Raw genomic sequence first — 14,623 nt, forward strand, 5'->3', positions numbered from 1 at the left:
CCTTTGCTTGCGCGGGTGATACCTGCCACCGTTCGATTAGTGAAATTCAAGATCATCAAGAAGATTATGAATTTCGCGTGGTTAATGCTGCGCCGCATCCCAGAGGGCAAAGTCCGCTGCATTTGTATGCCGCAAGAGGGCTTCGACCTCTGGCAGCAGCGATACTTCCATTCGCGGCGACACGTTCAACTCTTTCAATTCGAGCTTCACATTCAACCGTGTTTCAAGGAATTCGATGAGCTTTGGTTGGGCTTCATATCGGAACACGTAATCGCATTTGGTCGGGCCATTGTTCGCCGCGAGGAATTTGGCCTGTGAGCCGACATTGGCAAACGGCGCGGGCTTTTCTTCGCAATATTCGACGACGAACTCATCAAATGTAATGCCGCGCGTGCTGTTCTTGCTCCCGACCAGATCGTCGCGATTGCGGTATCGATACCAGCTCGAAAGCCAATCAATCGGATGACGGACGACGGCAACGGTTTGCAGACCTTCGGCACCAGCCTTTTCCAGCATCGGCAGAACGAACCGTTTGTAGCGGTAGTAGGGCGTATGTTTGAGAATCGGTGGATCGCGGAAAACGGCTTGGGCACGCGGCGCGAGTGCCCCCTCAATCGCCGTAGTGCCCGTCTTTGGCACGGCCAGAAAAACAAGCTTTTCGTTCCAGAAAACAAGCATATCGACGCAAAATCCCACTCTCGGTTTGGATGTAAACTACTCTTTAATCTCTCGCGAATGAAAGTAGCCCAAGAAAATAATTCTTGAAATGTTCTCTTTTTGATCTCATAACGAATGAGAACAAGAGGCGAACAAAGGCAATGATTGCCGCACCCCTTACGGTGTGAAATAAGGATCGCAAAGATGGCAATGGCAGATATTTTGAGCATGACTGACAAGAAAACCGCCGACAAGCAAAAGGCGTTGGAATCCGCACTGGCCCAGATCGAACGTCAGTTCGGCAAAGGGTCGATCATGAAGCTCGGCAAGGATAGCCCTGTCCAAGAGATTGAGGCGACATCGACAGGTTCGCTTGGCCTCGATATCGCGCTCGGGATTGGCGGTCTGCCAAAGGGCCGGATCATCGAAATCTATGGTCCTGAATCGTCTGGTAAAACCACGCTGACCCTTCATGCGATTGCGGAAGAACAGAAAAAGGGCGGTGTTTGTGCATTCGTCGATGCCGAGCATGCTCTGGACCCGATCTACGCGAAAAAACTCGGCGTTGATCTGGACGAACTTCTGATTTCGCAGCCTGACACGGGTGAACAAGCACTAGAGATCGTCGACACCCTCGTACGTTCTGGCGCTGTGTCGATGGTCGTCGTCGATTCGGTTGCGGCTTTGACGCCGAAGTCCGAACTCGAAGGTGACATGGGCGACAGCAACGTGGGCGTTCATGCGCGTTTGATGTCGCAGGCGATGCGCAAACTCACAGGTTCGATCTCAAAATCGAATTGTATGGTGATCTTCATCAACCAAATCCGGATGAAGATCGGCGTCATGTTCGGTTCGCCCGAAACCACAACGGGCGGTAACGCTCTGAAATTCTACGCCTCCGTTCGCCTCGACATCCGTCGTATTGGCGCGATCAAAGACCGTGATGAGGTCGTTGGCAATTCGACCCGCGTTAAAGTCGTAAAAAACAAAGTAGCTCCGCCGTTCAAGCAGGTCGAATTCGACATCATGTATGGCGAGGGGATTTCTAAAACGGGCGAACTTCTGGACCTCGGCGTAAAAGCTGGCGTTGTTGAAAAGTCTGGCGCTTGGTTCTCTTACGGGGATGAACGGATCGGTCAGGGCCGTGAAAACTCTAAAACCTTCCTCAAGGAAAACCCGCAGATCGCTCTCGAAATCGAAGATAAAATCCGAGCAGCGCATGGTCTTGATTTCCACATGGATGACAATGACAACGACGATGATCTCGTCGAGATGTAATTGATCAAATTCTTACGAAAGGCCGCTCTTTTGGGCGGCCTTTTTCATTGGGCTTTACGCGGAGTAGATGGAGGGGTATTCCACCACGGACACTTTGAATTCAAGGACCGCCATGACGAGCCTTTCTGATATCCGCTCTACCTTCCTCAGCTATTTCGAACGGAATGGTCACACCATCGTTCCGTCGTCTCCGCTGGTTCCGCGCAACGACCCGACCCTGATGTTCACGAACTCGGGCATGGTGCAGTTCAAGAACTGTTTTACCGGCGTTGAAAAGCGTGATTACGTGCGCGCGACAACCTCGCAGAAATGCGTGCGGGCAGGGGGCAAACACAACGACCTTGATAACGTTGGTTACACGGCGCGACACCACACGTTCTTTGAAATGCTCGGTAACTTCTCCTTTGGTAACTATTTCAAGAACGAAGCTATTCCGTTCGCTTGGGAACTGATCACCAAAGATTTTGACATCGATCCCAAACGTCTTTTGACGACCGTCTACCATACCGACGACGAAGCGTTCGAGATTTGGAAAAAAGTCGGCGTTCCCGAGGATCGCATCATCCGCATTTCGACCTCTGATAACTTCTGGCAGATGGGGCCGACTGGTCCGTGCGGTCCGTGCACCGAGATTTTCTACGATCACGGCGACCACATCTGGGGTGGCCCTCCGGGTTCGCCTGAGGAAGATGGCGATCGTTTCATCGAAATTTGGAACGTCGTTTTCATGCAGAACGAACAGTTCGAAGACGGCTCGATGAAAGCGCTGGACATGCAGTCCATCGACACGGGCATGGGTCTGGAACGTATTGGCGCGTTGCTTCAGGGCAAGCACGACAACTACGACACCGACTTGATGCGCGCTCTGATTGAAGCATCGGCCAACGCCACCAGCGTTGACCCGGATGGCCCAGGTAAAACGCATCACCGTGTGATTGCAGACCACCTGCGTTCGACCTCGTTCCTGATCGCGGATGGTGTGATGCCGTCCAACGACGGTCGTGGCTATGTTCTGCGCCGCATCATGCGCCGCGCTATGCGCCACGCGCACCTTCTCGGTGCGACTGACCCGCTGATGCACCGTTTGGTTCCTGCGCTCGTTCGCGAAATGGGCGCTGCTTATCCAGAACTCGGTCAGGCTCAGGCCTTGATCGAAGAAACGCTCCGCGCGGAAGAAACCCGTTTCAAGCAAACCTTGGATCGCGGCCTGAAACTTCTGGATGACGAATTGTCTGATCTGCCAGAAGGTGCCAACCTACCGGGTGAGACCGCGTTCAAACTCTATGACACCTACGGCTTCCCGCTCGACCTCACTCAGGATGCGCTGCGTGAAAAAGGCCGCGCCGTGGACACCGACGGCTTCGACACTGCAATGGAAGAGCAAAAGGCCAAAGCACGTGCCGCTTGGTCCGGCTCTGGCGAAGCAGCCGATGCGACTGTTTGGTTCGAAATGGCTGATAAATTCGGCGTAACCGAATTCCTCGGCTATGATACCGAAACCGCCGAAGGCCAAATCCTGTCGGTCGTCAAAGTCTCTGACGTTGTGGAAACCGCCGCGACGGGCGAAACCGTTCAGATCGTGGTTAACCAAACGCCGTTCTATGGTGAATCGGGCGGTCAGGTAGGCGATACGGGCTTTATCCGCACGGAAACAGGCACGGCTAAGGTCACTGACACGAAAAAGTCGGCTGGCATCTTCATCCACTTTGCGGAAGTCACCGAAGGGTCGATCAGCCGCGGTCAGGCTGCAAAGCTTGAGGTGGAGCACGAGCGTCGCGGCGACATTCGCGCCAACCACTCTGCAACCCACCTTCTGCACGAAGCCCTTCGTGACGCGCTCGGTGATCATGTGGCCCAGCGTGGATCGTTGAACGCGCCAGACCGTCTGCGTTTCGACTTCAGCCACGGCAAGGCGCTATCCGCCGAAGAACTGGCGCAGGTCGAAGCCGATGTAAACGCGATGATCCGTCAGAACACGACCGTCGAAACCCGTATCATGACACCAGACGATGCACGTGCCCTCGGTGCGCAGGCTCTGTTCGGTGAAAAATACGGCGACGAAGTCCGCGTTGTGTCGATGGGCCGCTTGCTCGGTTCGGGCAAGGGCGCTGACGGCAACGTCTATTCGCTTGAACTCTGCGGCGGTACGCACGTTCGTCAAACGGGTGATATCGGTGCGTTCGTTGTGCTCTCCGACAGCGCGTCCTCTGCAGGCGTTCGCCGCGTTGAAGCCCTGACTGGTCAGGCGGCGATCGCGTACCTCAAAGACCAAGAGGCGCGTCTGAACGCTGTTGCCGCGGTGCTCAAAACACCTGCAAGCGAAGCCGCTGATCGCGTCAAAGCGCTCATGGATGAACGCAAGGCGCTCGCAAACGAAGTGGCGCAACTGCGTCGTGAACTTGCGATGACTGGTGGTGCAAAAGCCGAAGAGCCTGCCAAAGAAATCAACGGCATGGCGTTTAAGGCTCAAGTGCTTTCTGGCGTAACAGGCAAAGACCTCCCTGGCATCATCGATGAGATGAAAGGCCAGATGGGGTCGGGCATCATCCTCCTCATCGCAGATGCGGACGGTAAAGCTGCCGTTGCCTGCGGTGTCACCGCTGATCTGACAGGCAAGGTTTCGGCCGCAGATATCATTCGTGCGGTCACACCAGAGCTTGGCGGCAAAGGTGGCGGCGGTCGTCCTGTCATGGCGCAGGGTGGCGGTGCATCGGTTGAAAATGCGGAGGCTGCAATCAAAGCAGCTGAAGCAGTAGTTGCAGGAGCATAATCATGGCTGGAGCCTATTGGATCGCACACGTCAACGTAACGGACGAGGCGGCGTATAGCGAGTATGCTAAACGCGCGACCGTCGCGATTGCGGACCACGGTGGGAAATTCCTCGCACGTGGTGGCAAATATGAAATCCTCGAAGGCAAAGAGCGCGCACGCCACGTCGTCGCGTTCTTTACAAGCCTCCAGATTGCTCATGATTGCTACTATTCGGACGCGTACCAAGAGGCGCTCAGCTATGCCAAAGGCGCCAGCGAACGCGATCTTCTGATCGTTGAAGCAGCCGAATAAGCACCTAAAATACTCCTAAACAAAGGGCGCGGCGTTTCCAAACGTCGCGCCCTTTGCCTTTGTGCCTCAAATATCCTGGGGGAGCGCGAAACGCGCGGGGGCAAAGCCCCAAAACGAAAAACGGACCCCGAAGGGTCCGCTTTTTTATCCGTATTATGCGGAGCGCGATTGGCGCTTCCGCTCATGCGGATCGAGGTAACGTTTGCGAAGGCGAACCGCGTTGGGGGTTACTTCCACCAGTTCGTCATCGTCGATGTAAGCAATTGCTTGCTCGAGCGACATAACGGTCGGCGGGGTCAGCTTAACCGCTTCGTCGGTGCCCGAGGCACGAACGTTGGTCAGCTTTTTACCTTTGAGCGGGTTCACTTCGAGATCGTTGTCACGGCTGTGTTCGCCGATGATCATGCCGGTGTAGACAGGATCTTGCGGGTTGATGAACATCTTACCGCGATCTTCGAGGTTCCAGAGCGCATAGGCCACAGCGGTGCCGTTCTCCATAGAGATCAGAACGCCCTGACGACGGCCAGCGATTGGGCCTTTGTGTGCAACCCAACCGTGGAAGAGGCGGTTCATGACGCCCGAACCACGGGTGTCCGTCAGGAATTCGCCGTGGTAGCCGATTAGGCCGCGCGACGGGACGTGAGCCACGATGCGGGTCTTGCCGTTGCCACCTGGGTTCATCTCGACCAGATCGCCTTTGCGCGGGCCCGTCAATTTTTCAACGACAACGCCAGTGTATTCGTCATCAACGTCGATGGTGACTTCTTCAACGGGTTCCATACGAACGCCGTCTTCGTCTTTAAAGATAACCTGCGGACGCGAGATCGAAAGCTCAAAGCCTTCGCGACGCATGTTCTCGATCAGAACGCCCATCTGAAGTTCGCCACGGCCCGAAACGATGAACGCTTCACCGCCTGGGGTGTCTTCGATTTTGATTGCGACGTTGGTTTCAGCTTCTTTCGACAGGCGGTCACGGATGACGCGCGACTGAACTTTCTTACCGTCACGACCTGCGAGCGGGGAGTCGTTGATGCCGAACATGACCGAGATGGTCGGCGGATCGATCGGCTGCGCAGGGATCGCTTCGTTCACCGAGGTGTCAGCTAGCGTGTCCGCAACGGTCGCTTTGGTCATACCTGCGAGAGTCACGATGTCGCCTGCAACTGCTTCATCGATTGGCTGCTGGGACAGGCCACGGAACGCGAGGATCTTGGTGCAGCGGAAGTTTTCGATCTTCTTGCCGTCGCGCGACAGTGCGTGCAGAGAGTCACCTGTTTTCAGGGTGCCAGCTTCGACGCGGCCCGTCAGAATACGACCGATGAACGGGTCAGCGGACAGAGTGGTCGCCAGCATGCGGAACGGTTCGTCTTTTGCGGCCAGCTGCTTTGGCGGCTCAACGTGTTTCACAACCAGTTCGAACAGAGCGGTCAGGTCTTTGCGCGGACCGTCGAGTTCGGTGTCACACCAGCCCGAACGGCCAGATGCGTAGAGGTGCGGGAAGTCCAACTGTTCTTCGTTCGCGCCGAGGTTCGCAAAGAGGTCGAAACATTCGTCAAGCGCGCGATCCGGCTCTGCGTCTGCTTTGTCGACTTTGTTCAGAACAACAATCGGCTTCAGGCCAAGAGCCAGCGCCTTGGAAGTTACGAATTTGGTCTGCGGCATCGGGCCTTCAGCCGCGTCAACTAGCAGAACAACGCCGTCTACCATGGACAGGATGCGTTCAACTTCACCGCCAAAGTCTGCGTGGCCGGGGGTGTCAACGATGTTGATCCGTGTGCCGTTCCATTCGACGCTGGTTGCTTTCGCAAGGATGGTGATCCCGCGCTCACGTTCAATGTCGTTCGAGTCCATTGCCCGTTCAGCAACAGCCTGATTTTCACGAAACGCGCCGGATTGCTTGAGAAGTTCGTCTACCAGCGTCGTTTTGCCGTGGTCAACGTGCGCGATAATCGCGATATTACGGATATCCATAGTGCAGCCTTAAAAGGAGAGTTGGCTGCGCCTTACCGTGCAATCGCAGCAAAAGCCACCCCTAAAGGGCTTAATGCGTGCCAGTTGTGTTGGAAAAGACGTTAATCACCACAATTCCGCCTAAGATCATCGCCAGCCCAAGGATTGCGGGCAGGTCGAGGTACTGTTTGAACCAAACCCAACCGATGATCGACACAAAGATAATACCCATGCCCGACCACAGCGCGTACACGATGCCCACGGGCATAAAACGCACTGTGTAGGCCAGCAGATAGAACGAGATCGCGTAGCCAATCACGACGACTGCCGTCGGGCCGAGCTTTGTGAATTGGTCGGATGCTTTCAATGCAGAGGTAGCAACTGTTTCCGCCATAACAGCAAAAACCAGCGCGATAATATGGGTTGGCATGAACGGGCCTTTAGGTGGCTATATAGCGATCTTTACGGTGGTTAATGGCGATCACGAGGTTCACAACCAGTGCGCCTAAGAAACTGTAGGCGACTGTCGGCAGATCGCGCAAGCCTAGGGCCACGATAAAGAGTGCGGCGTCAAACAGTAGTTGTGTCCATCCCGCACGGAAGCCTGTCTTCTCTTGGATATAGAGCGCGAGAATACCGATCCCGCCAAGGCTCGATCCATGACGGAAGAGCGCCATAAGCGCCGCGCCTGTGACAAACCCAAAGAGGATAGCGCCAACCGCCGGCGTAAGCGTGGCGAATACGATGTGCGTCGGCAGGATGGTTGTCAGAACAGAGAGCGAGGCCACCGCAACAAAGGTCTTGATCATGAACCGCAGGCCCATTCGTTTATACCCGAGCCAATAGAACGGCAGGTTCACGGCAAAGAACACGGGACCAAAGCCCCAGCCCGTTGCATAAGAAATCAGAATGGCGAGGCCCGCCGTTTGCCCCGTGACAAAGCCGAGGTGCGTCAGGATCAAAACGCCGAACGACGCCATAGAGACACCGAACGCGATACCTTGGGCGTCTTCGATGAGAGAGTGTTTTTCGGTGGCAGTCATAAATTACGTTCCAATGTAGCGGTCACGGCGGTGGTTAAAGGCGATCACACCGTTCAAAACCAGTGCGCCGAGAAGCGAAAACCCAACGACCCGTAGCGGGAGGAGTGCCGCAGCCGTTGCGAAAATGAGGATGTCAGCAGCGATCTGCACGTAGCCTGCGCGAAACCCCGTTCGGTCTTGGACCATCAGCGCAATCACGCCCAAACCGCCCAGCGATGCGTTGTGGCGAAACACACCCAAGAGGCCGAACCCGCAGAGCACACCAAAGGCAATCGTGCCGAACAGCGGGTCTAGGTGATCAAAGGTCATTAGGTGCGGGATATAGGCCACCATCACCGATAAGGCGGTCACGCAAATCAAGGATTTGATGGTAAATGCAGCGCCCATTCTGAACCACGCAAACACGTAGAATGGGAGGTTGATCAGGAAAAACGCCCAGCTGAAACTGATACCTGAAATGTAGCTGACGATCAGTGCGACGCCTGCCGTTTGCCCAGTCACGAACCCCAAAGATTTGAGCATTGTCAGTGCAATAGAGGTGGTAAGTAAACCAATCGACAGCCCTTGAAGGTCTTCGAGCGGGGTATGTGGGACGCTATTTTGCGGGACAGGAATCGGTGCTGGCATGACCGACATATAGGTCAGTAATACTTACCTGTCCATCAGGCGCGTGATCTGCACCACGCGCCTGACCTTTGGTTACCCGACGAGGGCTTTGTTCAGGTATTCGTCGAGCTTTTCGAGGAAGCCAATCGTTGTCAGCCAGCCTTGGTCTGGGCCAACGAGCAAGGCGAGGTCTTTGGTCATATGACCGTCCTCAACGCATTGAACAGTCACGCGTTCCAGCGTTTCGGCAAAGCGCATCAGCTGCGCGTTTTCGTCCAGCTTTGCACGGTGTTTCAACGCGCCAGTCCACGCATAGATCGTCGCGATAGAGTTGGTCGACGTGGCTTTGCCCGCCTGATGGTTGCGGTAGTGGCGGGTGACGGTGCCGTGCGCGGCCTCGGCCTCGACGATCTTGCCATCGGGTGTCATCAGCTGCGACGCCATCATGCCGAGCGATCCGTAGCCCTGCGCCACAGTATCGGACTGCACATCGCCGTCGTAGTTCTTACACGCCCAGACAAAGCCGCCATTCCATTTCAACGCACAGGCCACCATGTCGTCAATCAGGCGGTGTTCGTACCAGATACCAGCCTCTTTGAACTTCTCAGCGAATTCAGCCTCATAAATCTCTTGGAAGAGATCCTTGAACCGACCGTCATAGGCCTTGAGGATGGTGTTTTTGGTCGAGAGATACACAGGCCATTTCAGCGAAAGACCGTAGTTGAACGACGCACGTGCAAAATCGCGGATCGAGCTGTCGAGGTTATACATCCCCATGTAAACGCCGGCAGACGGCGCATCATAGACGTCGCGCTCGATCACGGTGCCGTCCTCGCCAACGAATTTCATCGTCAGTTTGCCAGCGGTCGGGAAATGGAAATCTGTCGCTTTATACTGGTCGCCAAAGGCATGGCGGCCAACAACGATCGGGCGCGTCCAACCGGGGACAAGGCGCGGAACGTTTTTGCAGATGATCGGCTGGCGGAACACAACGCCGCCAAGGATGTTGCGGATCGTGCCGTTCGGCGACTTCCACATCTGTTTCAGGCCGAATTCCTCAACACGGGCTTCATCTGGGGTAATGGTCGCACATTTGACGCCAACGCCATGTTCTTTGATCGCGTAGGCCGCGTCGACGGTGATCTGGTCGTCGGTCCGATCACGCTCTTCGATGCCGAGATCGTAGTATTTCAGGTCGATATCGAGATAGGGCAGGATCAATTTCTGTTTAATAAAGTCCCAGATGATCCGTGTCATCTCATCGCCGTCGAGTTCGACAACGGGGTTAGCTACCTTGATCTTGGTCATGGGATGCTCCGCAAACTAAAGTGTTTGCGCGCACATTAGACGAAAGTTGGACGGAATTCCAGAACTGTATGCAATTGTATACAGTTATTTTTGAAATTCTTTCGCAAACCATGGATGGGCACGAATGCGGGTATCGACCTCAGCCCAAACAGCGGGCGCGCCCTTTGCGATCTTGTCGCCCACGCGTCCTACTAACTGCGCATAGCTAACGTTATAGTCAGGCCACGATCCGCCGCCGTTCTCAAGGTTCGAGGCCAAGGGCTGGACGCGGTCGATAGACTTGGCAAAGATCGCGTCATCGCTTTCCGCCGCCTCAAACTCTTCCCAGAGCGCACGTAGTTTCGCACCTTGGGCGGGCGGCAAAAGGCCAAAAAGACGATCCGCCGCCAGTCGTTCGATCTGTTCTTGTGCGGCGGGGTCAAAGTCACCGTGGATCGGCGTATCACCTGCGTCGATCTCTACCAGATCATGGATCAGCAACATGCGGATCACGCGCCCGATGTTCACGGGCTTGATCGCATGAGAGGCCAGCGTCATCGCATATAGCGCGATATGCCAGCTGTGTTCGCCAGAGTTCTCGTGCCGCGATCCGTCGCAAAGTTTTGTCGCGCGGTAGACGGACTTTAACTTGCAGGCCTCTAACAGGAACGCCAATCGCAGGAGGTAGTCTGTGGACGCGGTCGAGGCTGTCCCATCGAGCATCGATTTCGCATGGGAATAAGCTTCAGGCCAACTCTCGGCCAAGGGGCGCGCCCGTCCGGTTGTCAGATTGCCGCGCACGACCTCAACATGATCAGGCACAGGGTTGGGCGCACAGAGCGTTTGATACATCGGCTGCGCTGTATCCAACCGTTTGGCAAACTTAGCCGTTGGGGTTTGGGCGGCTTCGAATTCGTCCCAGATGCCACGAAACTCTTTGGCTTGGGGTAGGGGCAGCAGGCCAAAGATATGGTCGGCAGCTTTGCGTTCGGCCACGACCACCGCGTCCCAATCGTGTGCCTCATGGATGGGGTGATCGCCAGCGTCGATCTCAACGATGTCATGAAGCAGCAGCATCGCGATAGCGCGGTCCACGTCCACATCGGGCACAGCAGTATCGCCAAAGACCAACGCATAGAGCGCAAGGTGCCAGCTATGTTCGGCACTGTTTTCCGGACGGCTGCAATCAATTAGCAGATTGGCGCGGTCTACGGATTTGAGCCTGTCCGCCTCGTTCAGGAAAGTAAACTGGGCGGACAGGGTCGATGTCATTGGGATGATGCCTCGAATTGGGCCTTGCGTTGCGCGAGAAGGTCGCGCGCTCGGGCTTCGGCGCGGCGCACACGGATGGCCGTGTTGAACGCCTCTTGAAGCGTCTGTGACGACGCTCCAAGAATTTCTGCCACTTTGCGAACGATCTGATCGTCCCCGCTGCGGGCCTCGTCTTCTAGCGCCAGTTGCGCCAGCTCGTCGGCCATATCATCCAGTAGAGCCATGGATCAGCGCGTGTTTTCCGTCAGGCGACGGCGCACGTAGCCCTGAACAGAGTTGATCATCGTGTCCATGTGCGGGTCTTCAAAGAAGTGACCAGCGCCGTCCACCACCTCATGCGTGATGGTGATGCCTTTTTGGTCGTGCAGTTTGTTCACAAAGGTTTCGGTGTCTGCGGGCGGAGCCACGCGGTCAGCCGAACCGTTGATGACCAGACCCGACGACGGGCAGGGCGCAAGGAACGAGAAGTCGTACATGTTAGCAGGCGGGGCCACCGACACAAAGCCAGTGATCTCTGGGCGGCGCATCAAAAGCTGCATACCGATCCACGCACCGAACGAGAAACCAGCGACCCAGCAATGTTTAGAACCAGTGTTCATCGACTGCAGGTAGTCGAGAGCCGACGCCGCATCGGACAGTTCACCAATGCCCTGATCGTATTCACCTTGGCTGCGACCTACGCCACGGAAGTTGAACCGCAGAACGGTAAAGCCGAGGTTATAGAACGCATAGTGCAGGTTATAAACCACACGGTTGTTCATCGTGCCGCCAAACTGCGGGTGCGGATGCAAAACGATTGCAATCGGTGCGTCACGATCTTTTTGCGGATGGTAACGGCCTTCGAGCCGGCCTTCGGGGCCGGGGAAAATCACTTCGGGCATGGTGCTCCCTGCGCGTTATGTAGGGTGTCGGAATTCTTGACTATAATTCTCGGACACCTTAGAAGGATTCTAAATTATCAGGACGGACGTCCTGTGGGCTGTGTCGGAGTTAATGAGGCAGACCGCTTACGTCAATGATCTTGCGCATGAAATGGGCGTTCTGACAGGGGTATATGTATGAAACTGAGCACCAAAGGCCGTTATGCGGTGGTTGCACTGGCGGATCTGGCCCTTCAGCCCGAAGGATCGCTCGTCACTTTGGCCGAGATTTCCAAGCGTCAGGACGTGTCGCTGCCCTATCTCGAGCAGCTTTTCGTTAAGCTGCGCCGCGATGGTTTGGTCGACTCCGTCCGTGGTCCAGGTGGCGGCTACAAGCTGTCCCGTCCAGCCTCAGAAATCCGCGTGTCAGACATTCTGACCGCTGTCGATGAAACCGTCAGCGCCATGCACAAAGGGGCAGGGGCATCGGGTGCGAACTCTGGCAGCCGTGCGCAATCCCTGACCAACCGCCTGTGGGAAGGCCTCTCGGCACATGTCTACGTCTTCCTTCATCAAGCGCGTTTGTCGGACGTGATCAACAACGGTCTCGCACCGTGCCCTGCCGTTCCAGCCCTATTTGAGGTGGTGGACGAGTGACCCGCACGTATCTGGATCATAACGCGACGGCGCCCTTACGTGCTGAGGCCAAAGAGGCCATGATTGCTGCGATGGAGATCGTCGGCAATCCGTCGTCTGTGCATTCAGAAGGTCGTGCGGCGAAGGCTCTGCTTGAAAAATCTCGTCAGCAGATTGCTGAGGCTTTGGGGGCAGGCAATGCCGATCTCGTGTTTGTCTCTGGCGCGACTGAAGCGGCGGCGCTGGCCTGTGCAGGTCGCACGCTCAAAGGTGCGCAGATTGAACATGACGCGGTTGGCTCGTGGCTCGATATGTCGTTGCCTGTTAATTTGAACGGGATTGTAACTGTCGACGATCCCGCGAATAGCTGTCTGCAACTGGCAAACTCCGAAACGGGTGTCATTCAGACCCTGCCTAATGGTTTGGCGGTATCTGACGTGACCCAAGGGTTCGGCCGCATCCCCTTTGCCTATAGCTGGGCGGGCGTTGAAATGGTTTTTGCCTCTGCGCACAAAATTGGCGGGCCCAAAGGCGTCGGTGTTCTCGTGATCCCGCAAGGGCACGACCTCAAGGCGCAGTTGTTGGGCGGTGGTCAGGAAATGGGACGCCGTGCCGGGACTGAGAATTTGATCGGCATCGCGGGCTTTGCGGCTGCTGCGGTGGCGGGGCAGAAAGACCTCGCTGATGGGCGCTGGGATGAAGTCGCAGAATTGCGGAATTTGTTGGAGGCACGTATTGCCGATGCCTCAAAAGAAACTATTTTTGTCGGGAATGCTGTTACGCGGTTGCCCAACACCTCGTGCTATGTGACACGGGGCTGGAAAGGCGAAACCCAAGTAATGGCAATGGACCTTGCAGGATTTGCGATTTCAGCAGGATCAGCCTGTTCATCAGGCAAGGTAAAAGCCAGCAGAGTTTTGCAGGCGATGGGATTGGACGAAGTCGAAGCCGCCAGCGCGACGCGGATTTCGCTTGGTCTTGAAACAACGAAGGCCGAAGTGCTGGCATATGCCGATGCTTGGGCTGATCGATACAAAAAGATGCGCGCACGCGCCGCTTAAGAGAGGAAGGGTCATGGCTGCACTAGACCGCCCCGAGTTGGACGTAAAAGAAGGTGTCGATCAGGACACCGTAGATGCCGTTGCAAAGCTGTCGGGCAAATACAAATACGGTTGGGAAACCGAGATCGAGATGGAATACGCCCCCAAAGGCGTAAACCCCGATATCGTGCGCCTGATCTCTGAGAAGAACGAAGAGCCAGAGTGGATGACCGAATGGCGTCTGGCTGCGTTTGAGCGTTGGGAAACCATGACTGAGCCCAAATGGGCAATGGTCAACTATCCCGAGATCGATTTTCAGGACCAGTATTACTACGCCCGCCCGAAATCGATGGCTGAGAAGCCCAAGTCGCTCGACGACATCGATCCGAAACTCCTTGAGACCTACAAAAAGCTCGGCATCCCGCTCAAAGAGCAGATGATCCTTGCGGGTGTTGAGGGCGCTGAGGACTACAAAGAAGGCGAACGTAAGGTCGCTGTCGATGCGGTCTTTGACTCTGTCTCGGTCGGCACGACCTTCAAGAAAGAGTTGGAAAAGGCTGGCGTCATTTTCTGCTCGATCTCTGAAGCGATCAAAGATCACCCTGAGCTGGTCAAAAAATACCTCGGTTCTGTGGTTCCTGTGTCTGATAACTACTATGCCACGCTGAACTCTGCCGTGTTCTCTGACGGGTCGTTTGTCTACATCCCGCCGAACACGCGCTGCCCGATGGAATTGTCGACCTATTTCCGCATCAACGCGGAAAACACAGGCCAGTTCGAACGCACGCTGATCATCGCGGACAAGGGCTCTTATGTGTCCTACCTCGAAGGCTGCACTGCGCCGCAACGCGATACCGCACAGCTCCATGCTGCGGTCGTTGAGATCATCGTCGAAGAAGACGCAGAAGTGAAATACTCCACCGTTCAGAAC

At 55.7% G+C, this 14,623-nt stretch carries 15 protein-coding genes; 6 read left to right on the forward strand and 9 right to left on the reverse strand.

Annotated elements, in window-relative coordinates; genetic code table 11:
- Positions 1 to 81 precede the first annotated feature (81 nt).
- Positions 82 to 678, reverse strand: a complete 597-nt coding sequence (locus tag AC1QQ2_RS10375; protein WP_479713074.1) for a gamma-glutamyl kinase — start codon at positions 676 to 678, stop codon at positions 82 to 84.
- A gap of 183 nt (positions 679 to 861) precedes the next feature.
- On the opposite strand from AC1QQ2_RS10375, the gene recA reads away from it, so the two are divergent.
- The 3 genes from recA to AC1QQ2_RS10390 all read left to right on the forward strand — a co-directional run bounded on the left by recA (position 862) and on the right by AC1QQ2_RS10390 (position 4,998).
- A complete protein-coding gene (recA, locus tag AC1QQ2_RS10380) occupies positions 862 to 1,935 on the forward strand; it encodes a recombinase RecA (RefSeq protein ID WP_479713075.1) in 1,074 nt (357 codons plus the stop codon).
- A gap of 112 nt (positions 1,936 to 2,047) precedes the next feature.
- On the forward strand, positions 2,048 to 4,705 hold the full coding sequence (gene alaS, locus AC1QQ2_RS10385; RefSeq protein ID WP_479713076.1) for an alanine--tRNA ligase: 2,658 nt from the start codon (positions 2,048 to 2,050) through the stop codon (positions 4,703 to 4,705).
- Positions 4,706 to 4,707: 2 nt separating this feature from the next.
- Entirely contained in the window at positions 4,708 to 4,998 is a 291-nt protein-coding gene (locus AC1QQ2_RS10390; protein WP_479713077.1) for a DUF1330 domain-containing protein, read from the forward strand.
- Positions 4,999 to 5,151: 153 nt separating this feature from the next.
- Here AC1QQ2_RS10390 and typA read toward each other — a convergent pair whose 3' ends face one another.
- The 8 genes from typA to AC1QQ2_RS10430 form a co-directional block, all read right to left on the reverse strand.
- Entirely contained in the window at positions 5,152 to 6,969 is a 1,818-nt protein-coding gene (gene typA, locus AC1QQ2_RS10395; RefSeq protein ID WP_479713078.1) for a translational GTPase TypA, read from the reverse strand.
- Positions 6,970 to 7,039: 70 nt separating this feature from the next.
- Complete coding sequence (locus tag AC1QQ2_RS10400) at positions 7,040 to 7,378, reverse strand: DMT family transporter (protein WP_105235161.1); 339 nt, start codon at positions 7,376 to 7,378, stop codon at positions 7,040 to 7,042.
- Between the two features lie 10 nt (positions 7,379 to 7,388).
- Complete coding sequence (locus AC1QQ2_RS10405) at positions 7,389 to 7,991, reverse strand: YitT family protein (RefSeq protein WP_479713079.1); 603 nt, start codon at positions 7,989 to 7,991, stop codon at positions 7,389 to 7,391.
- 3 nt (positions 7,992 to 7,994) lie between these two features.
- Positions 7,995 to 8,618 (reverse strand): YitT family protein, encoded by a 624-nt coding sequence (locus AC1QQ2_RS10410; protein ID WP_479713080.1) that lies wholly within the window; start codon positions 8,616 to 8,618, stop codon positions 7,995 to 7,997.
- 72 nt (positions 8,619 to 8,690) lie between these two features.
- The gene (locus AC1QQ2_RS10415) at positions 8,691 to 9,905 is read right to left on the reverse strand and encodes an NADP-dependent isocitrate dehydrogenase (RefSeq protein ID WP_479713081.1); all 1,215 of its coding nucleotides are present in this window, start codon (positions 9,903 to 9,905) and stop codon (positions 8,691 to 8,693) included.
- A gap of 84 nt (positions 9,906 to 9,989) precedes the next feature.
- Complete coding sequence (locus tag AC1QQ2_RS10420) at positions 9,990 to 11,156, reverse strand: HD domain-containing protein (RefSeq protein ID WP_479713082.1); 1,167 nt, start codon at positions 11,154 to 11,156, stop codon at positions 9,990 to 9,992.
- Positions 11,153 to 11,380 (reverse strand): hypothetical protein, encoded by a 228-nt coding sequence (locus AC1QQ2_RS10425; protein WP_067547758.1) that lies wholly within the window; start codon positions 11,378 to 11,380, stop codon positions 11,153 to 11,155. Before AC1QQ2_RS10425 ends, AC1QQ2_RS10420 begins: the two co-directional genes overlap by 4 nt.
- Positions 11,381 to 11,383: 3 nt before the next feature.
- Positions 11,384 to 12,037 (reverse strand): alpha/beta hydrolase, encoded by a 654-nt coding sequence (locus AC1QQ2_RS10430; protein WP_479713083.1) that lies wholly within the window; start codon positions 12,035 to 12,037, stop codon positions 11,384 to 11,386.
- 177 nt (positions 12,038 to 12,214) lie between these two features.
- Here AC1QQ2_RS10430 and iscR point away from each other — a divergent pair, with 177 nt between their 5' ends.
- From iscR to AC1QQ2_RS10445, 3 genes are all read left to right on the forward strand, one after another.
- Positions 12,215 to 12,673: a Fe-S cluster assembly transcriptional regulator IscR gene (gene iscR / locus AC1QQ2_RS10435; RefSeq protein WP_067547762.1), complete on the forward strand. Its 459-nt coding sequence runs from the start codon at positions 12,215 to 12,217 to the stop codon at positions 12,671 to 12,673.
- Positions 12,670 to 13,713, forward strand: coding sequence for a cysteine desulfurase family protein (locus tag AC1QQ2_RS10440; protein WP_479713084.1), 1,044 nt, complete (start codon positions 12,670 to 12,672; stop codon positions 13,711 to 13,713). Before iscR ends, AC1QQ2_RS10440 begins: the two co-directional genes overlap by 4 nt.
- A gap of 13 nt (positions 13,714 to 13,726) precedes the next feature.
- Positions 13,727 to 14,623: SufD family Fe-S cluster assembly protein (locus AC1QQ2_RS10445; protein ID WP_479713085.1), on the forward strand; the 897-nt coding region annotated here is incomplete at its 3' end.

It is taken from the genome of Aestuarium sp. (assembly GCF_023253315.1).
Taxonomy (GTDB): Bacteria; Pseudomonadota; Alphaproteobacteria; order Rhodobacterales; family Rhodobacteraceae; genus Marivivens; species Marivivens donghaensis.

What these genes read in the sequence shown, in the direction of transcription:
- AC1QQ2_RS10375 (WP_479713074.1), bottom strand. Translation starts at nt 678, where the DNA reads ATGCTTGTTTTCTGGAACGAAAAGCTTGTTTTTCTGGCCGTGCCAAAG.
- recA (WP_479713075.1), top strand. Translation starts at nt 862, where the DNA reads ATGGCAATGGCAGATATTTTGAGCATGACTGACAAGAAAACCGCCGAC.
- alaS (WP_479713076.1), top strand. Translation starts at nt 2,048, where the DNA reads ATGACGAGCCTTTCTGATATCCGCTCTACCTTCCTCAGCTATTTCGAA.
- AC1QQ2_RS10390 (WP_479713077.1), top strand. Translation starts at nt 4,708, where the DNA reads ATGGCTGGAGCCTATTGGATCGCACACGTCAACGTAACGGACGAGGCG.
- typA (WP_479713078.1), bottom strand. Translation starts at nt 6,969, where the DNA reads ATGGATATCCGTAATATCGCGATTATCGCGCACGTTGACCACGGCAAA.
- AC1QQ2_RS10400 (WP_105235161.1), bottom strand. Translation starts at nt 7,378, where the DNA reads ATGCCAACCCATATTATCGCGCTGGTTTTTGCTGTTATGGCGGAAACA.
- AC1QQ2_RS10405 (WP_479713079.1), bottom strand. Translation starts at nt 7,991, where the DNA reads ATGACTGCCACCGAAAAACACTCTCTCATCGAAGACGCCCAAGGTATC.
- AC1QQ2_RS10410 (WP_479713080.1), bottom strand. Translation starts at nt 8,618, where the DNA reads ATGCCAGCACCGATTCCTGTCCCGCAAAATAGCGTCCCACATACCCCG.
- AC1QQ2_RS10415 (WP_479713081.1), bottom strand. Translation starts at nt 9,905, where the DNA reads ATGACCAAGATCAAGGTAGCTAACCCCGTTGTCGAACTCGACGGCGAT.
- AC1QQ2_RS10420 (WP_479713082.1), bottom strand. Translation starts at nt 11,156, where the DNA reads ATGACATCGACCCTGTCCGCCCAGTTTACTTTCCTGAACGAGGCGGAC.
- AC1QQ2_RS10425 (WP_067547758.1), bottom strand. Translation starts at nt 11,380, where the DNA reads ATGGCTCTACTGGATGATATGGCCGACGAGCTGGCGCAACTGGCGCTA.
- AC1QQ2_RS10430 (WP_479713083.1), bottom strand. Translation starts at nt 12,037, where the DNA reads ATGCCCGAAGTGATTTTCCCCGGCCCCGAAGGCCGGCTCGAAGGCCGT.
- iscR (WP_067547762.1), top strand. Translation starts at nt 12,215, where the DNA reads ATGAAACTGAGCACCAAAGGCCGTTATGCGGTGGTTGCACTGGCGGAT.